Genomic DNA, 14,778 nt, shown 5'->3' with positions numbered 1-14,778 from the left:
TCTCCTCCTCATTGGGTTTTAGTTGAACAGGTCTTCCACGGAAATGACCGAGCCCGTTTGGAAATATTCGATATTGTCGAGCGCCGCCTGGGCAACCTCGTCGCTGCTTGGCGTCCCGCAAGCTTCCTTGAACACGTGGACGTGATAGTTGTATTGATGCGCGTCCACGGCCGTATAGTGAACACAGATGTCGGTCATGCCGCCGGCGAGGAACAGATGCTCGGCCTTAAGCCCGCGCAGCAGAATTTCCAAATCGGTTCCGAAAAAGGCGCTGTACCGGCGTTTGTCCACCGTATATTCGCCCTCGAGCGGCGCGGTTGGCTCGTAATACGTCGCTTCAGGCGTGCCCTCCACGCAGTGAATGTTCTCCGCGCCGTCCAGCTCGCGGCCGAAATCGACCAGATCCTTGCGGTGGATTTCGCGGATGTGCACGATCGGCACGCCGCCGCGCCGGCGGAAATATTCGGTGACCCGCTCGACGTTTTTCAAATACGCCAGCCTTTTTTCCGGAATGCCGCGCGGATGCTTGGCAGGGTCGGAGTTTTGCACGTCAACCAGGATAAGCACGCTGTGTTCGGGAATCACAATCATTATGGTCGCCTCCTAATTTAAATGGGGTGGCGGGGCGCTGACGCCCCGGCCAAGTTTTTCGGGTTACCAGAGGAAATCGGTGGATACCAGCTGCTTCACGTCAAAATTATTCTTGATGACGCCAATGGAATGATAGAAATAAACGACATCCTTCATCGTGTTGTACAACCAGCCGCCATCGTCCATCCCTTCATGGTTGTCGGCCAGCGTATACAGGTGGACGGTCGGGAACATTTCCTTGACTTCCGCGGCGCTGACCTGCAGATCATCAGCCGTCACCTCGGCGGCGTCGTCCAGATCGCTGTTGACATATTGCGTAGCGTCTTCTACGGCTTTCAGCGTGTTTTGCAGCCATTCCGGTTTTTCTTCGGCATTTTTGGCGGAGACGACGATCACGTCCAGAATCGTGTTCTCCAAGTTCGCGGTGGAGATGATCACATTGCCGCCCCGGGAGGTCACGCCTTGAGACAGGTACGGCTCGAACGTCGTGGCGGCGTCGACGCTGCCGGCGACGAAGGCGGCCCCGCCTTTGCCCGGCCCCATGTCGACGAGTTTGACGTCATCAACGGTCAGTCCGGCCGTTGCTAACGCTTTTGCCAGCATGTAGTGGGTCACTTCGCCGTATTGGGCCGTGACCGACTTTCCTTTCAGGTCAGAGACCGTTTTGATGCTTTTATCGGCCACGATGCCGTCCGCTCCCGTTGAAGCGTTGTGCAGGTACACGATTTTCGGCAGGGCGGCCATGTCGGTGCCTTCTTCAATTAGGGCGTTTATCGAAATGAGATAGGATTGCAGCGTTGTAAAAGCGATATCGACGTCCCCGGTCATCACGCTCATGAGCGGGGAAGTGGCGCCGAAAGCGCCGATTTGCACATCCACGCCGTGGGCCAGGTCAAACTCCTTGTCATTAAGCGCGTAGACCCCGATGCCTCCGATAAACGGCGCATACGCCGTTTTGACGGTTACGGGCGCTCCGGTTTGTGCGGAAGAGCCCGCCGCGCCGTTTGAGCCTGCTGCCGACCCGGCGGCGTTGGCCTGACTATTGCCTCCGCCGTTGGCGGAATTGCCGTTTCCGCATGCGATCACACCAAACATCATGGCCGTTAATAGCAGCAGCGTTGCCCCCGTTTTCATCAAGCCGCGTTTCTTTTGTCTCGTCATGATTTCTCGCCTCCAACTATTTTTTTATTTGATTACATCCGGCGAAATAGCCATTAGCCGCTAGCCCACCAGATTGCGAATCCATTTGTTGCTCCGGATGCGAAGCCGGATAAGCACGTATTTGCAAACATCGTCAATGATGACGAAGAGATAAACGGCTTCGATGCCGAGATTCAGCGTGTAGCCGGTGAGAAACGTCAGCGGAAGCGAGACGCACCACAGGGCGGCATTGTCGATGATGAAGCACATCTTCGTGTCCCCGCCGGCGCGCAGCGTCCCCATGATGTGCACGAAATTCATTCCCTTAATCGGCATGATGACGGCGAGGTAAACGACGATCAGCATGACGTTGTCCCGCACCGTATCCGAGATGCCTTGATAAAGCTGGAGCATCAGCGGCGTCCCCAAAACCATGACCGCTCCGGTCAAAATGCCGAATAGGGCGGTATAAGCTTCCATACGCTTGACGTAATAGGGCGCTTTTTCCGCACGGCCTTCGCCAATCGTCTGTCCCAGCATGATCGCGGCCGCCTGTCCGGTGCCGATGAAGAAGGCGATGAGCAGCTGCTCCAGCACCTTGGCGATCCCGACGGCCGCGCCGACGGTGTAGCTCATATGGTAAAAGACGACGCTGTACAGGGCGTAGCCGATGCTCCATACCGTTTCATTGATGATGACGGGAAAAGAGGTTTTGAAAAAAACAGCCAGGAAATCCCGTTTTGCCGCGAACAAATCGCCGGTCGTAGGTGCGAAATCGCGGAATTTGCCGTACAGCACCGCCGTCATAATGAGCATTTCGATGCATCTAGCCGCGACGATCGCGTAAGCGGCCCCTTGGATGCCCAGCGCCGGCATGCCGAATTTCCCGAAAATCAGCCCATAGCTCAGCGCGATGTCAATCAAGATGGTCAGCACGGTAATGCGCAGCGGGAACCCGGGCCGGCCGATATTCCGGAAAATCATCGTGCAGGCGAGCGATAGTCCTGTCGGCAAATAGCTGAGACAGACCGCTTGCAGATAACGTCCCGCTGCCGCGACCACTTCGCTTTCGTTGGAGAACACCCGCAGCGCCTGCTCCGGCCAGAAAAACCCGATCGCCGTAAACCCTCCGCTGACACCCAGGATGAGGACGAAGGCGAGCGCCGATGCGATCTTTAGCTGCCGCCGGTCTCCTTTGCCGTAAAATTGCGACAGGAAAATGGTGGCCCCGCTGACGATGCCGACGATGACCAGATTCAGGATGAAAAAGACTTGGCCGGCCAGGCTGGTGGCGGACACCTGCAGGTCGCCAAGCTGGCCCACCATCACCGAGCTGAGGGTGTTCGTAATGCTCGTAACCATGCTTTGAAGGCCGATCGGCAGCGACAGAAGCAGGAAGCTTTTCAGAAATGGAACATCCTCGCGAAAGGTCGAAAAGAGATTAGGTTGCCGCATGCAGGTCATTCCTGAAATCGCCGGAGTGCAGCAGGCTGTGAATCCTTTTGCGGATTTGGATGAATTCGAGTGTGTCCTTCAGCTCAAGATCGCGCCGGGCCGGCAGATCGATCGGGATATCGGCGATAATCCGCCCCGGACGGGCGCTCATGACGTATACGCGCTGGGAGAGAAACACCGCTTCCTCGATATCGTGCGTGATGAAGATAACGGTGTGTTTCTCTTGTTCCCACAGCTCGCGCAGCTGCAGCTGCATATTGCCTTTCGTGTCCGGATCCAGCGCCCCAAACGGCTCGTCCATCAGCAGCACCTCGGGGCTGTTCGCCAGCGCCCGGGCGATGGCCACGCGCTGCTTCATCCCGCCGGACAGCTCTTTCGGCAGCCGCCCCCGGAAATCCGTCAATCCGACCAGGCTCAAATATTTCTCCGTGATCCGGTCGGCTTCGTCCTTCGGCATTTTTTTCAGCTTGAGACCGAAGCGGATGTTTTGTTCGACCGACAGCCAGGGAAACAGCGTGTAGGCCTGGAACACCATGCCGCGGTCGGCGCCCGGCCCCGTCATGATGCGGTCCCCCAGCATCACATCGCCGGAGGTGGCTTCGTCGAGCCCGGCAAAAATGCGAAGCAGGGTTGATTTTCCGCAGCCGGACGGGCCGACGACGCAAATGAACTCATTGTCCTCAATGTCCATGTTGATGTCTTTCAGCGCGTACGTTTCCGATCTTTTGGAGCGGTAGATTTTGTTGAGGTTTTTACAGGAAATTTTTGGGCTGGACGCGGGTTGCAACATGATTATTTCCCCCTTTCATGGCATCGCAGTATAGGTTTAGAGGTCTTCGGCCCAGTGAAACAGCAGCTTGTTGATGTAAGCGAAAATGCGGTCGAACAGCAGGCCCAGCAGGCCGATGACGAAGATGCCGCCGAAAATGATGTAGGTTTTCATGAAGCGTTCGGCAATCATGATGCTGTAGCCCAGGCCGGAGCTGGAGGCGAGCATTTCCGCCATAATCAAATAGGTCCAGGCCCAGCCCATAACCATCCGCATCGTATCCATCACGCTTGGCATCATCGCGGGAATGATCACGCTGCGAATAACCTGCCCTTGCGTGGCGCCGAGCGTATAGGCGGTATTGATGAGGTCGATTTGGATGTTTTTTACGATGTCGGCGATCATGGCTGTCATGGAAAAAACGGCTCCGACGACGATAATCGTGATTTTGGCGGTTTCGCCGACGCCGGTCCAGACCATGATGAGCGGGATCAAGGCGGAAACCGGGAGGTAGCGGAAAAACTCGATCAGCGGCTTCATCACCGCGTTTACGACCTTGTAGGCGCCCGAGAGCAGGCCCAGCGGAACGCCGATCAGTACGGAGATCAGGAAGCCCATCAACACCCGGTAGCAGCTGACGCCGATGTCCCCCCAGAGGCTTCCGTCTTGGAGGACGGAGAACAAGTAAGTGAAGGTCGCCTCCGGTGTCGGCAGAAAAATCGGATTGATGCCGGAAAAATGGCTGCCGGCATACCACAGCGCAATCAGCAGCAAAAACGTTACCGCCATGATCGTATTGAACAGGCGCGGAGGGATGTCCCGGCGGATTCGAAACAGGGTGCGCGGCTGGCTTCGGTGGTTCATTTTTAATTCCCCCTTTGTGGTTTGGGTGCTTTACTCTCCCATTTCATAAATTTTCAAGCCCAGTTGCAGTTGGAGCCGCGCTTCCGGATCGTCGAACGAAATGCCCAGCAAGGACTTGATTTTATCGAGGCGGTACACAACGGTATTGTAGTGCGTGTACATATTTTGAGCGGTAAGCTTGATGTTGCAGCCCATTTGAAAATAGACCTTCAGCGTTTGGATCAGGCTGGAATGATGCGCTTCATCGTACACAACCAGCGGCTGAACGTAACGGCCCAAAAATTTGTCCACATTGGCGTGTTTAGGCAAAAGGCTGAGGACAGCGTAGATGCCGAGCCGTTCCCACGTAATCAGCCTGGCGTTCTCTTTGCTGATGCATGAGGCGGTGTATAAATTTTCCGCATCGATATAGCTGTCGTTCACCGCCAGCGGCCCGCTCGCTTCGCCTACGCACAGGGAGAAGGCGCCCGTTCCGCATACGTCCGCGATGTGGCGGAATAACGGTTCGGTATCCTCCGGCGAGAGTACGGCCCCGCTATTGGCCGTTTGCGGCAGGAGCCCGATGATTTTGCCGCCGATGCTCGTAAACAGGCTATCGTTTGGCGCGGAGCGGGTAAGCTCGGCGGTCAAACCGCTGTCCAGAGCGGGCGGCGAGCCGGCATGAAATTTGACGATCGCTGCCCGGTAGGTTTTGGAGGAGAGGGCGTCGTACCCGTAGAGCCGGCCTTTAATATCGAGATGCTCCGCGCTGGGAACGACTCCGGTCAGCCAATCCTTGATAAAATCGTCGAAGTATTTGGCTTTTACCAGGTTGTACGTGTTTTCGCCGCTCAGCCTGATGTTGATCAGCGGCAAAATCCGCGATACGGTGGACAGGTCCAGCTCGGTGCAGGCGCCGTTTTTCTCGGCCAGCAGCACGAGAATCGGGTCCTTATCCGCCTCCCAGAGATTGAATACATGCAGGCGGACGCCGCTGCCCTTGGGCGGCTTGCCCGGGACCGTGATGATGCTGCGGCTTTGGGGGCAGCTGGAATTCAGGGCCGTCAGAAGCTCGCGGAACGAGGAGAAGTAGGCGGCATGCCGCGGCGAGGTAATCATCCGGCCTTCGGCGCCTAAGATGCAAAGCGGATTGCCGACCATCGCTTCAACCGCCTCGACGATAAGCGCCATTTCGCGGCCGTGCAGCATCAGTTCCGCCACTTGCTCCAGCCGCTGCTGCAGCAGGAGGACGTTTTTTGTTTCCAGCGAGATCACCTTCTCCATCACCTCGCGTACGACGTTGGAGAAGATCGTCGACTCCGGCAGCTCGAAGAGCGGCAGTTCATACGCCTCGGCGCAGTCGACGATCTGCCGGGGGATTTCCGTAATGAACCGCTTGGGCTTGATGCCGAGCGCGGCCACGCCGCGCTCGACCAGCCGCGGGATGATCTCCAGGAAGGCGTCCATATTATGGTGATGCGAGTAGCCGGTCGTCACCAAAAGCTCGTTGGCCTGGGCCCAATTCTGGATATCGGGCACCTCCATAATGTTGACCCGGCTGATGACGTTGTCCAGCCGGCATTCGCCCGCCAGCAGCTTCAGGTTCGGGAGTGAGTTCATATGAAACAGGTCTGCGCAGCGGAATTCGCGGGCCAAAGGCTCCGTTAAACGACTGGTCATGTTCATGCTTGTTCGCTCCCTTCTCTCCTACTTGCTCTTATCCCGTCGCGGGCTCGCCGCTGTGGCTCCTGCTCCGCTCTGCGGCCGCCCATCCGCCGTAGCGGGTGATGTCTTCCCCGCCCAGCTCGGCGTAAGGCTCGCAAAGGAAGCCGGTGACCTCGCTTCCGTTTTGCAGCTCGATCTTGCCCAGCCCGAGCGGCGCGGGCACCTTGCGGATGAACTCGCCAAGCCGGTGCAGCGGAATCCGCCAAACCTCCAGCTCGATCGAGCTGCCTGGCGCGGAGCGGATCAGGCCCGGCTTCGGAGGGTTCGATTGCAGCCGGATCAGGCGGTAGCAGGGGGCCGTCCGGTCCGGCCGCAGGAAGGAGGCGCCGCATTCCAGCAGCTGTTTTTCCAGCGGGAATCCCCGCATATGCAAGCCGCAGACAGCCAGCTCGATCGAATCGGTCTGCATAAACTCGGCGGCGGCGCCCTTCAGGATATGGTCCTGGCCGCGTAAGGCAAACATCGTGATGCCGAAAGGCAGCCGCTCGCCGGCGTAATCGGACGGCAGCGCGATGGCCGTCAGATCGAGCAGGTTGCAGTGGTTGGTGTAGTAGCCCATGTCGCTGTTAGCGGCTACCGGTTCGGCGGCGACCTGCTCCCGCGTATACGTTCCGCCGCAGGTCGGCATGACGAGTATGGCGTCCCGCATCAGTGCGCCGGTCTGCTCTTTATAGCCGCGAAGCTGGTGTTGCGCCGTAAACACGGAAGCGGCGTCGTACCCTCGTTCATGCGAGGAGCGGAGGACTTGCTCCGTCACCGGGAAGATTTTGCCGGGATGCGATTCGACGAATTCCCCCAAATCGGACCAGCGCTCCGCGATCCATGGGCCGTCATACAGGATGCCGGACACTTTGCGGAAAATGCCGCAATCGATGTATTCGATGGGGATTCCGCATTGCTCCAGCCGTCTTACCGCTTTGTCCCAAGCGGAGCGGTAAGCGTCTTTGTGGTTGCCGTAAAAGAACAGCGGCTCCTTCGGCAGCAGCAGCTTCCGTGGCTTGCCCGAAGCGATGGGGGGATTGAAGCGGAAGCCGCCGCCGTTGTGGGCATCCTGCTCCCGTTTCCCCCGGGCAACGGAATCGACAAGATAGGCGTCCTCCAGCGCGGACGTGAACACTGTTACGCAATCGAGACTGGCGCAGGCCGGAACAACGCCACTGGCCGGCCAGTCGCCGATCGCGGCTTTGTAGCCGATCAGATCGTTCAGCGCGGCGGGAACGCGCCCCGACCCGGCCGTGTCGGTGCCGAGCGCGAAGACGGCCTGCCCGCGAGCGACGGCCACCGCCGACCCGGCGCTGGAGCCGCCGCTGATCAGTTCGGGCAGCAGTGCATTGTGCGTTTCGCCGTAAGGGCTGCGGGTGCCGACAAGCCCGGTCGCAAACTGGTCGAGATTGGTTTTGCCGAGCGGGATGGCCCCGGCTTCGATGAGCCTTTCCACTACCTCCGCGCTTTGCCCGGGTGTATAAGCGTAGGCCGGGCAAGCCGCCGTTGTCGGGACGCCCGCCAGATCGATATTGTCCTTAATGGCGAAGGGGATGCCCCAAAGCGGATATTGCTCCGGATTTTTGTCCTTCAGGCCGTCCAAATAAGGCTGGATAAACGACAGGGACGGAGGAACGATCCAGATGTTTAAGGACTTGTCGTGTTCGGCCTTTTCAATAATCGCTTCGATCAGCGCCTGCGGCGTCGTCTTTTTGCTTTTATACATGGCCTTCAACGTAGCGATGGTCAGCTTCTCCAAGATGTGAACCCCTCTCTCTCAAAATTTGCAACCATAATGGAAAAATATAAAAGTTTATTGTGTCATTTTATATGACTCTAAATGTTATTTAGATGCCATGATTCTCTTGAGTTTGCGAATTTGTGTGATGTAATTTGACATCGTGTTATGGCTTTTATTATTGTCGCTGTTGTCGAAGACTGTCAAGATACCACGAATCGGACTCGATATTTTCATGGTTCATCCACAGAAATGGCGCTTTCCACCCTTTGAAATTTGTGTGCGATCCACAAATAAATGCCGGGAGAATTATGAATAGATTCAATAATGGTGCGGAAAAACCCGCTGTTTGCGAGGGCTTTGAAGATGTGCTCGTTTCAGTTGGCGGGAGCTTTTTTTCAGAATTATTTACATTTATTTGATTTGACAAGGAAATAATTTTGTTGTTATGTTATCTAACATAAAATAAAATAGTTCAACAGTTTACTAGGGTTCCGTCTGGAAACAGAGTCTGGTCCGAGAGTAAACGGTCTCCTGCATGGGGGGGCTACACGGAAGGATAAAAACCTGGGAGATATCGTAAGGACGCGCGTCTAGCTGCGTTTATAGATGTCTCCCTTTTGTTTTACCTTCCGAAAGTTCGGCGCGAACCGCCAGGAAAAAAGGAGTGGATAGCCATGAACGTGATTTGGAGCGAAACGATGCACCTGGGAGGCAAATGGTCCGGAGTGATCGGCAGGGGCAAGCTGATTCGTCTGACGGCCTTGGAAGCAGGAGCGAATGTTGCAATGCTGATGTACCACGCCCGCGATTTGAGCGAACGGTACAATATGCCGGATACGCTCAAAGCCCAACACACCGCGCATTTAACGAAGGGGAACGTGCTTATGAGCGACAACGGCCGGGTGCTGGCAAGCATCGTTCAGGATGATTTGGGTTGGCATGACCCGTTAGGGGGCTATACCACGCGGGAATCGACCGACGCGAAGTACGGCTTGAGCCGGTATCAGGAGAAGCGCAACGAATGGCTGCGCAGCGGCCGGGAAAATTTAGCGGTGGAGCTTACCCGCAGCGGGCTTGGCAACCGGGATTTGTCGCCGGTGGTCAACTGGTTTTCCAAGGTGTTCTGCGACGAGGAAGGTAATATGAACTTCGACCAAGGTCACTGCGCCGCGGGACAGGCAGTCACACTGCGTACGGAAATGGATGTCCTCGTCATCTTTTCGAATACGCCCCATCCGTTGGACCCCCGGGAGCCGTACCCGTCGGTGCCGGTCAAGATCGAAGTGCTGCCCGGATTGCCGGTTGATTCGCAGGACCCGTGTGTTAACTACCGTCCGGAGAACCGCCGGGCTTTTGATAACACGTGGAACTATTATGCGCTGCAAAGCTGAGTGACCTAAAAGAAAAGGGAGGTTAAACATATGAAGGCATTTTATCGGGTGGAAAGTCCTCGGGTGGCCGAGACGGCGGTTTATGACGAGGTCATTCCGGCGGGCCAAGGCTGGATGCATGAGCTTGGGCCGGGGCAGGTGCTGCGCATCGTGGATCTGGAGGGGAATCAGGCGGCGGATACATTGCTTTACGATGCCGACAATCCTGAGGATCATTATAGCGCCGTGCGGACGATTCATGCGCAGAACAACATTTACCTGACAACGGGCTCCGCGCTGCTTGCCGAATCGGGCAAGGAACTGGCCCGGATCGTCGCCGATACGTGCGGCCGTCACGATACGCTGGGCGGGGCATGCTCGTCCCAAAGCAATACGGTCCGCTACGCGCATGAAAAAGGCTACATGCACAACTGCCGCGATACGTTTATGCTGGAGCTGTCGAAGCACCCGGAGGGCCATTTGTACGGAAAACGCGATTTGTCGCCGAATATCAACTTTTTTATGAACGTGCCGGTTACGCCGGAAGGCGGACTGACCTTCGAAGACGGCGTATCGGGGCCGGGCTGCTATGTGGAAGTTCAGTCGAGCTGCCGTTCCATGGTGCTGATCAGCAATTGCCCGCAGCTCAACAATCCGTGCAACGCCTACAATCCGACGCCTATCCGCGTGTTGATCTGGAACGAGTAGAAGCCGGATATTCAATAGAATCGGGAGAATTTTACGACAAGCAGTCGAGCAAATGCCTGCCTCTATCAACTGGGGGCGGGTATTTTTTGTCAAAACGGGGCGGAGGAACATATCAATTGTAAAATGAATGTAAAATATTGGGATAAAACCAGTATATAAGATTCGATGGAAAATAGAGTAATTATTTTGATTGACAAATTATTCCTCTTATGTATACGATGAAACTAGTTTGCAAGCGTTTCTTAATAACGCCCAAAAACTACTAATCTCTCAGCGGGAGGGGATGTATAAAAGGTGAATATCGGATGGCTGAACGATGCGGAAAATACGGGGAACGAGTCGGCCAAGGGACAGGGGGAATTCTGGCTGCCGAGCTGCCTGGCGGCTGTAATTCTCTTTTTCTATCGTTTTCCAACCCAAATGCTAGGAAGAGGAGCGTGAATGATGAACTGTTAAAGGCTGTCGCTTGCGGCTTACCGAGGAAGCTGAAGCGCCAACCAACGATAAGATTTTATAGTTATATTCATACAATTTTTGTTAGAAAAGTTCGAATTTGCAGAAATTGCCGAAACAACGAAGGGAGTAAAATAAATGAATAAAAAGCTTTTCGCCAAAATGAAGACCCTCTTCATGGCTAGTATGATTACAGCATTAACCGTTCCGGCAGCTTTGCCGGCTTCGGCGGCGGACTCCGGACATGTGGACAACCCGTTTGTCGGCGCCACGGCTTACATTAATCCGGATTACGCGGACTTTGTCGACACGTCGATTGCGCAGGTGACCGACGATGAATTGGCGGCGAAGATGGAGACCGTCAAATCGTATCCGACGGCCGTCTGGCTCGACCGCATTTCGGCGATCGAGGGCGGTGACGGACGCCTCAGCCTGGAAGAACATCTGGATAACGCCCTGGCGCAAAAACAGGGTGACACGCCGATCACGGCCAGTTTCGTCATCTACGATATGCCGGGACGCGACTGTCACGCCCTGGCTTCCAACGGCGAACTGCCGCTCACGCAAGCTGCATTTGAAAGATATAAGACGGAATATATCGATGTAATCGCGGATATTTTCTCCAATCCGAAGTATGAAGATATCCGTATCGTCACCGTGATCGAACCTGACTCGCTGCCTAACCTGGTGACGAACTTGAGCACCCCGGCTTGTGCGGCGGCAAATTCCAGCAATATTTACCGCGACGGGATCCGTTATGCGCTGGACCAATTGCATGATATCCCGAACGTCTACAAATATCTGGATATCGGGCACTCCGGCTGGCTCGGATGGGATTCCAACCTCCAGCCTGCGGTCGACCTGTATACTTCCGTAGTTAAGGGAACCAAAGGCGGTTTCTCCAGCGTTGACGGTTTCGTCACCAATACGGCCAACACCACGCCTTTGGAAGAACCAAACTTGCCGAACTCGAATTTGCAGATTAACGGACAGCCGATTCGCGCGGCTAAATACTATGAATGGAATCCGTACTTCGATGAGGCCGACTTTACGGCGGCCCTGTACTCCGGCTTTGTGGCCAAGGGCTGGCCGTCCGACATCGGTTTCCTGATCGATACCTCGCGTAACGGATGGGGCGGACCTGACCGGCCGACCGGAGCATCCGGCTCGGATATCAATACTTATGTAAATTCCGGACGTATCGATAAGCGTCTGCATCGCGGTAACTGGTGTAATGCGGCGGGCGCAGGGATGGGCATGCCGCCGGAAGCCGCTCCGCAAGCTTATCCGCATGTCGATGCGTTAGTATGGGTGAAGCCGCCTGGAGATTCGGACGGTTCGAGCACCCTAATCCCGAATGATGAAGGCAAAGGCTTTGACCGGATGTGCGATCCGACTTACACGACAGCCGACGGTACGTTGACCGGGGCTCTGCCGAACGCTCCGCTGTCGGGTCACTGGTTCCATGAACAGTTTGTAGAGCTTGTACAAAACGCTTATCCGGCTATTCCGCTGTCCGACAACGGCGGCAATCAAGATACGCCTCCGGTAGCTCCGGATAGCCTGACGGCCGCGGTAACGCTGAACTGGTCGAAGGCGGAAGGCGCGAAAAGTTATAACGTAAAACGCGCGACAAGCGCGGAAGGTCCGTTTACGGTTATCGCCTCCGAAGTGAAGGGCTTAACCTACACGGACGCAAGCGTGAAGAGTGACACTACTTACTACTATGTTGTCAGCGCCGTTAACAAAGCCGGTGAGAGTGTGGATTCCGCCGTACAGGTCGTCGTAACGACGGGCTACGGCAAATCCGTTCCTACGGTACCGTCCGCTCCTGCGAAGGTGACCGCAAAAGCGGGGGACGTGCAGGTGAAGTTGAACTGGAATGCCGTGGGCGGAGCCGATAGTTACACCGTGAAGCGTGCGGTTGACGCGGCGGGGCCGTTTGAGCCTATCGCCGAGACCGTAACGGGGACCGTCTATACGGATACGAATGTGATTAACGGCACTACTTATTACTACGTCATCAGCGCTACAAACGGCGCCGGAGTAAGTCCTGAATCTACCGTGGTCAGCGCGACTCCTGCCGCAGAACCGGCTCCGGATGCGCCTGCGGGTCTGAAAGCAACGGCCGGCAGCGCGGAGGTGAAGCTGAGCTGGAACGCGGTGAGAGGCGCAGAGAGCTATAATGTGAAGCGTGCGGATAGCGCTCAAGGTCCATTTGATACGATCGCGGATTCCGTGACGGGAACCTCTTTTACGGATAGCGACGTGGAGAATGGCAACACGTACTACTATGTCGTGAGCGCCAACAATAAATCGGGAGAGAGCTCGGACTCCAATGCGGTCAGCGCAGCTCCCCGGGAATTGCCTAAAGGCGATTTGGTTGCACAATACCGCAACGGTGATTCCAGCGCTACCGACAACCAAATCCGTCCTCAATTCAACATCAAAAACAATGGTTCGACCGCCGTTAAGCTGAGCGATGTGAAGCTCCGCTACTATTTCACTAAAGAGGGCAGCGATGCCATGCAAGCCTGGGTCGACTGGGCCCAAGTCGGCTCCTCTAACGTAGTGGTAACCTTCACGGACAGTTATATGGAGGTTGGTTTCACCAGCGGTGCGGGCTCGATCGCTCCGGGAGGACAATCCGGGGATATCCAGGTTCGGGCGGCTAAATCAAGCTGGACCAACTTTGACGAAACCGATGATTACTCTTATAATGCAACCCAAACATCGTTCGCAAACTGGGAAAAAGTGACGCTTTTCCAAAACGGAGAGCTGGTGTGGGGGATCGAACCGGGGGTATGATGGCAAGCTTAAGCGCTAAACAGCCGGAGTGTGCCTGAAAACTTTTAAAAGACGCTCCTCCGTGATGAAGCGTTGGTGCTTTGCGCAGCGTTGTACCTGTGGTGAAGTATTTGAATTTTGCTTAGGAATAAATGGCCCGGGCCCTAAAACGGCTCGGGTCTTTCCGTCGTTTCGTAATTAACTTCTACCGTGGCAGGAATACACCCGGAAATGGCGAACTGGAAGAAATGAGAATTCATTCCTGATGGTGAAAAAACAAAGGAGGAGAAGCGTATGTCCGTCGGAATTTTAGCGCATTTGCTGGGAAAGCAGCCTTTTAAGGAGTTGGCCGCGAAGTTGGCCGAATACCATTTTCCTTATGTGCAGCTGGCGTTGTCCAAAGCGATTGCGGACGTTGACTTTTCGCTGGGTAAAATCAGCCCGGGTTTGGCTAACGAAGTGGGAGGCGCGTTTGCGGACAACCGTGTGCGGATCGCCGTGCTCGGCTGCTACGCCAGCTTGATCGAGCTGGATGACGAGAGCTTCCGGCATAATGTAGACCGGTTTAAGGAGCATTTGCGGAATGCGCGGCATTTCGGGGCGCCGATCGTCGCAACCGAGGTGGGAGTGCCCGCGGACCGCAGCAATTTGCCTAAGTATTGGGAACGGCTTAATCAGGCGCTGGAGGAGCTGGTGGAAGAAGCGGAACGTTGGGGTGTCACGATCGGTTTGGAGGCCGCGCAGGGCCATTTGATCGACTCCCCCGAAACGATGGCCGAAACCATCGAGCGGTTCCCGTCCTCATGCGTGGGCGTGCTGCTGGATCCGTGCAATATGTTAAACGCTTCCAACTTTGACCGGCACGACGAAATTATCCGCACGGCCTTCGAGCTGTTCGGTTCGCGGATCGTCAGCGCCCATGCCAAGGACGTGAAGCGAGAGGCGGACGGCGGCGGGTTAACGGTCACGGCCGCGGGGCTGGGAGAGCTTGACTATCCGCTCTTCTGGCAGCTGCTGGAGCAGCACAAGCCGCACGGGTTTGTCACGCTGGAGCAGGTGACGGAGGAGCAATGCGCTGCCGCCGCGCGGTTTGTGCGGGAAAGCCGGGCGAAGGCTAGAGTGTAATATAGGGGCGCAGTCGGACTCCCCGTTTCAGGCTCCCTATTTCGGACTCTCTCTATTTATAGAAGGCCTCTTTGGTCGGCCAACTGCAA

At 55.9% G+C, this 14,778-nt stretch carries 12 protein-coding genes and 1 riboswitch; of the genes, 5 read left to right on the top strand and 7 right to left on the bottom strand.

Going from position 1 to position 14,778, the window contains the following annotated elements:
• Positions 1–18: 18 nt before the first annotated feature.
• From EHV15_RS07175 to EHV15_RS07145, 7 genes are all read right to left on the bottom strand, one after another.
• Positions 19–591 carry a cysteine hydrolase family protein gene (locus EHV15_RS07175; protein ID WP_128630632.1) on the bottom strand — a complete coding sequence of 191 codons (573 nt, stop codon included), beginning with the start codon at positions 589–591 and terminating at the stop codon, positions 19–21.
• 63 nt (positions 592–654) lie between these two features.
• Positions 655–1,752, bottom strand: coding sequence for an ABC transporter substrate-binding protein (locus EHV15_RS07170; RefSeq protein WP_128630631.1), 1,098 nt, complete (start codon positions 1,750–1,752; stop codon positions 655–657).
• A gap of 60 nt (positions 1,753–1,812) precedes the next feature.
• On the bottom strand, positions 1,813–3,186 hold the full coding sequence (locus EHV15_RS07165) for an MATE family efflux transporter (protein WP_128630630.1): 1,374 nt from the start codon (positions 3,184–3,186) through the stop codon (positions 1,813–1,815).
• Positions 3,173–3,976 carry an ABC transporter ATP-binding protein gene (locus EHV15_RS07160; RefSeq protein ID WP_128630629.1) on the bottom strand — a complete coding sequence of 268 codons (804 nt, stop codon included), beginning with the start codon at positions 3,974–3,976 and terminating at the stop codon, positions 3,173–3,175. Before EHV15_RS07160 ends, EHV15_RS07165 begins: the two co-directional genes overlap by 14 nt.
• 36 nt (positions 3,977–4,012) lie before the next feature.
• Entirely contained in the window at positions 4,013–4,819 is an 807-nt protein-coding gene (locus tag EHV15_RS07155) for an ABC transporter permease (protein ID WP_128630628.1), read from the bottom strand.
• A gap of 30 nt (positions 4,820–4,849) precedes the next feature.
• Complete coding sequence (locus EHV15_RS07150; RefSeq protein ID WP_128630627.1) at positions 4,850–6,484, bottom strand: PucR family transcriptional regulator; 1,635 nt, start codon at positions 6,482–6,484, stop codon at positions 4,850–4,852.
• Between the two features lie 31 nt (positions 6,485–6,515).
• A complete protein-coding gene (locus EHV15_RS07145) occupies positions 6,516–8,264 on the bottom strand; it encodes an allophanate hydrolase (RefSeq protein ID WP_128630626.1) in 1,749 nt (582 codons plus the stop codon).
• Positions 8,265–8,718: 454 nt separating this feature from the next.
• Positions 8,719–8,819: riboswitch (guanidine-I (ykkC/yxkD leader) on the top strand.
• Positions 8,820–8,920: 101 nt separating this feature from the next.
• On the opposite strand from EHV15_RS07145, the gene EHV15_RS07140 reads away from it, so the two are divergent.
• The 5 genes from EHV15_RS07140 to EHV15_RS07125 all read left to right on the top strand — a co-directional run bounded on the left by EHV15_RS07140 (position 8,921) and on the right by EHV15_RS07125 (position 14,689).
• Positions 8,921–9,637 (top strand): urea amidolyase associated protein UAAP1, encoded by a 717-nt coding sequence (locus EHV15_RS07140; protein WP_128630625.1) that lies wholly within the window; start codon positions 8,921–8,923, stop codon positions 9,635–9,637.
• Between the two features lie 30 nt (positions 9,638–9,667).
• Positions 9,668–10,324, top strand: a complete 657-nt coding sequence (locus EHV15_RS07135) for an urea amidolyase associated protein UAAP2 (RefSeq protein WP_128630624.1) — start codon at positions 9,668–9,670, stop codon at positions 10,322–10,324.
• A gap of 294 nt (positions 10,325–10,618) precedes the next feature.
• Positions 10,619–10,765, top strand: a complete 147-nt coding sequence (locus EHV15_RS36375; RefSeq protein ID WP_178075788.1) for a hypothetical protein — start codon at positions 10,619–10,621, stop codon at positions 10,763–10,765.
• Between the two features lie 150 nt (positions 10,766–10,915).
• Positions 10,916–13,585: a glycoside hydrolase family 6 protein gene (locus EHV15_RS38220; RefSeq protein WP_425464428.1), complete on the top strand. Its 2,670-nt coding sequence runs from the start codon at positions 10,916–10,918 to the stop codon at positions 13,583–13,585.
• A gap of 273 nt (positions 13,586–13,858) precedes the next feature.
• Positions 13,859–14,689, top strand: a complete 831-nt coding sequence (locus tag EHV15_RS07125; protein ID WP_128630623.1) for a sugar phosphate isomerase/epimerase family protein — start codon at positions 13,859–13,861, stop codon at positions 14,687–14,689.
• Positions 14,690–14,778: the final 89 nt, after the last annotated feature.

This window comes from Paenibacillus oralis, assembly GCF_003863965.1.
GTDB classification, from domain to species: Bacteria; Bacillota; Bacilli; order Paenibacillales; family Paenibacillaceae; genus Fontibacillus; species Fontibacillus oralis.
Note: the sequence above shows the minus strand (reverse complement) of the source record. Positions and strands in the feature narration are given on the sequence as shown.

Excerpts from the sequence above, each read along its gene's own strand:
- EHV15_RS07175 (WP_128630632.1), bottom strand. The coding sequence starts at position 591 with ATGATTGTGATTCCCGAACACAGCGTGCTTATCCTGGTTGACGTGCAA.
- EHV15_RS07170 (WP_128630631.1), bottom strand. The coding sequence starts at position 1,752 with ATGACGAGACAAAAGAAACGCGGCTTGATGAAAACGGGGGCAACGCTG.
- EHV15_RS07165 (WP_128630630.1), bottom strand. The coding sequence starts at position 3,186 with ATGCGGCAACCTAATCTCTTTTCGACCTTTCGCGAGGATGTTCCATTT.
- EHV15_RS07160 (WP_128630629.1), bottom strand. The coding sequence starts at position 3,976 with ATGTTGCAACCCGCGTCCAGCCCAAAAATTTCCTGTAAAAACCTCAAC.
- EHV15_RS07155 (WP_128630628.1), bottom strand. The coding sequence starts at position 4,819 with ATGAACCACCGAAGCCAGCCGCGCACCCTGTTTCGAATCCGCCGGGAC.
- EHV15_RS07150 (WP_128630627.1), bottom strand. The coding sequence starts at position 6,484 with ATGAACATGACCAGTCGTTTAACGGAGCCTTTGGCCCGCGAATTCCGC.
- EHV15_RS07140 (WP_128630625.1), top strand. The coding sequence starts at position 8,921 with ATGAACGTGATTTGGAGCGAAACGATGCACCTGGGAGGCAAATGGTCC.
- EHV15_RS07135 (WP_128630624.1), top strand. The coding sequence starts at position 9,668 with ATGAAGGCATTTTATCGGGTGGAAAGTCCTCGGGTGGCCGAGACGGCG.
- EHV15_RS38220 (WP_425464428.1), top strand. The coding sequence starts at position 10,916 with ATGAATAAAAAGCTTTTCGCCAAAATGAAGACCCTCTTCATGGCTAGT.
- EHV15_RS07125 (WP_128630623.1), top strand. The coding sequence starts at position 13,859 with ATGTCCGTCGGAATTTTAGCGCATTTGCTGGGAAAGCAGCCTTTTAAG.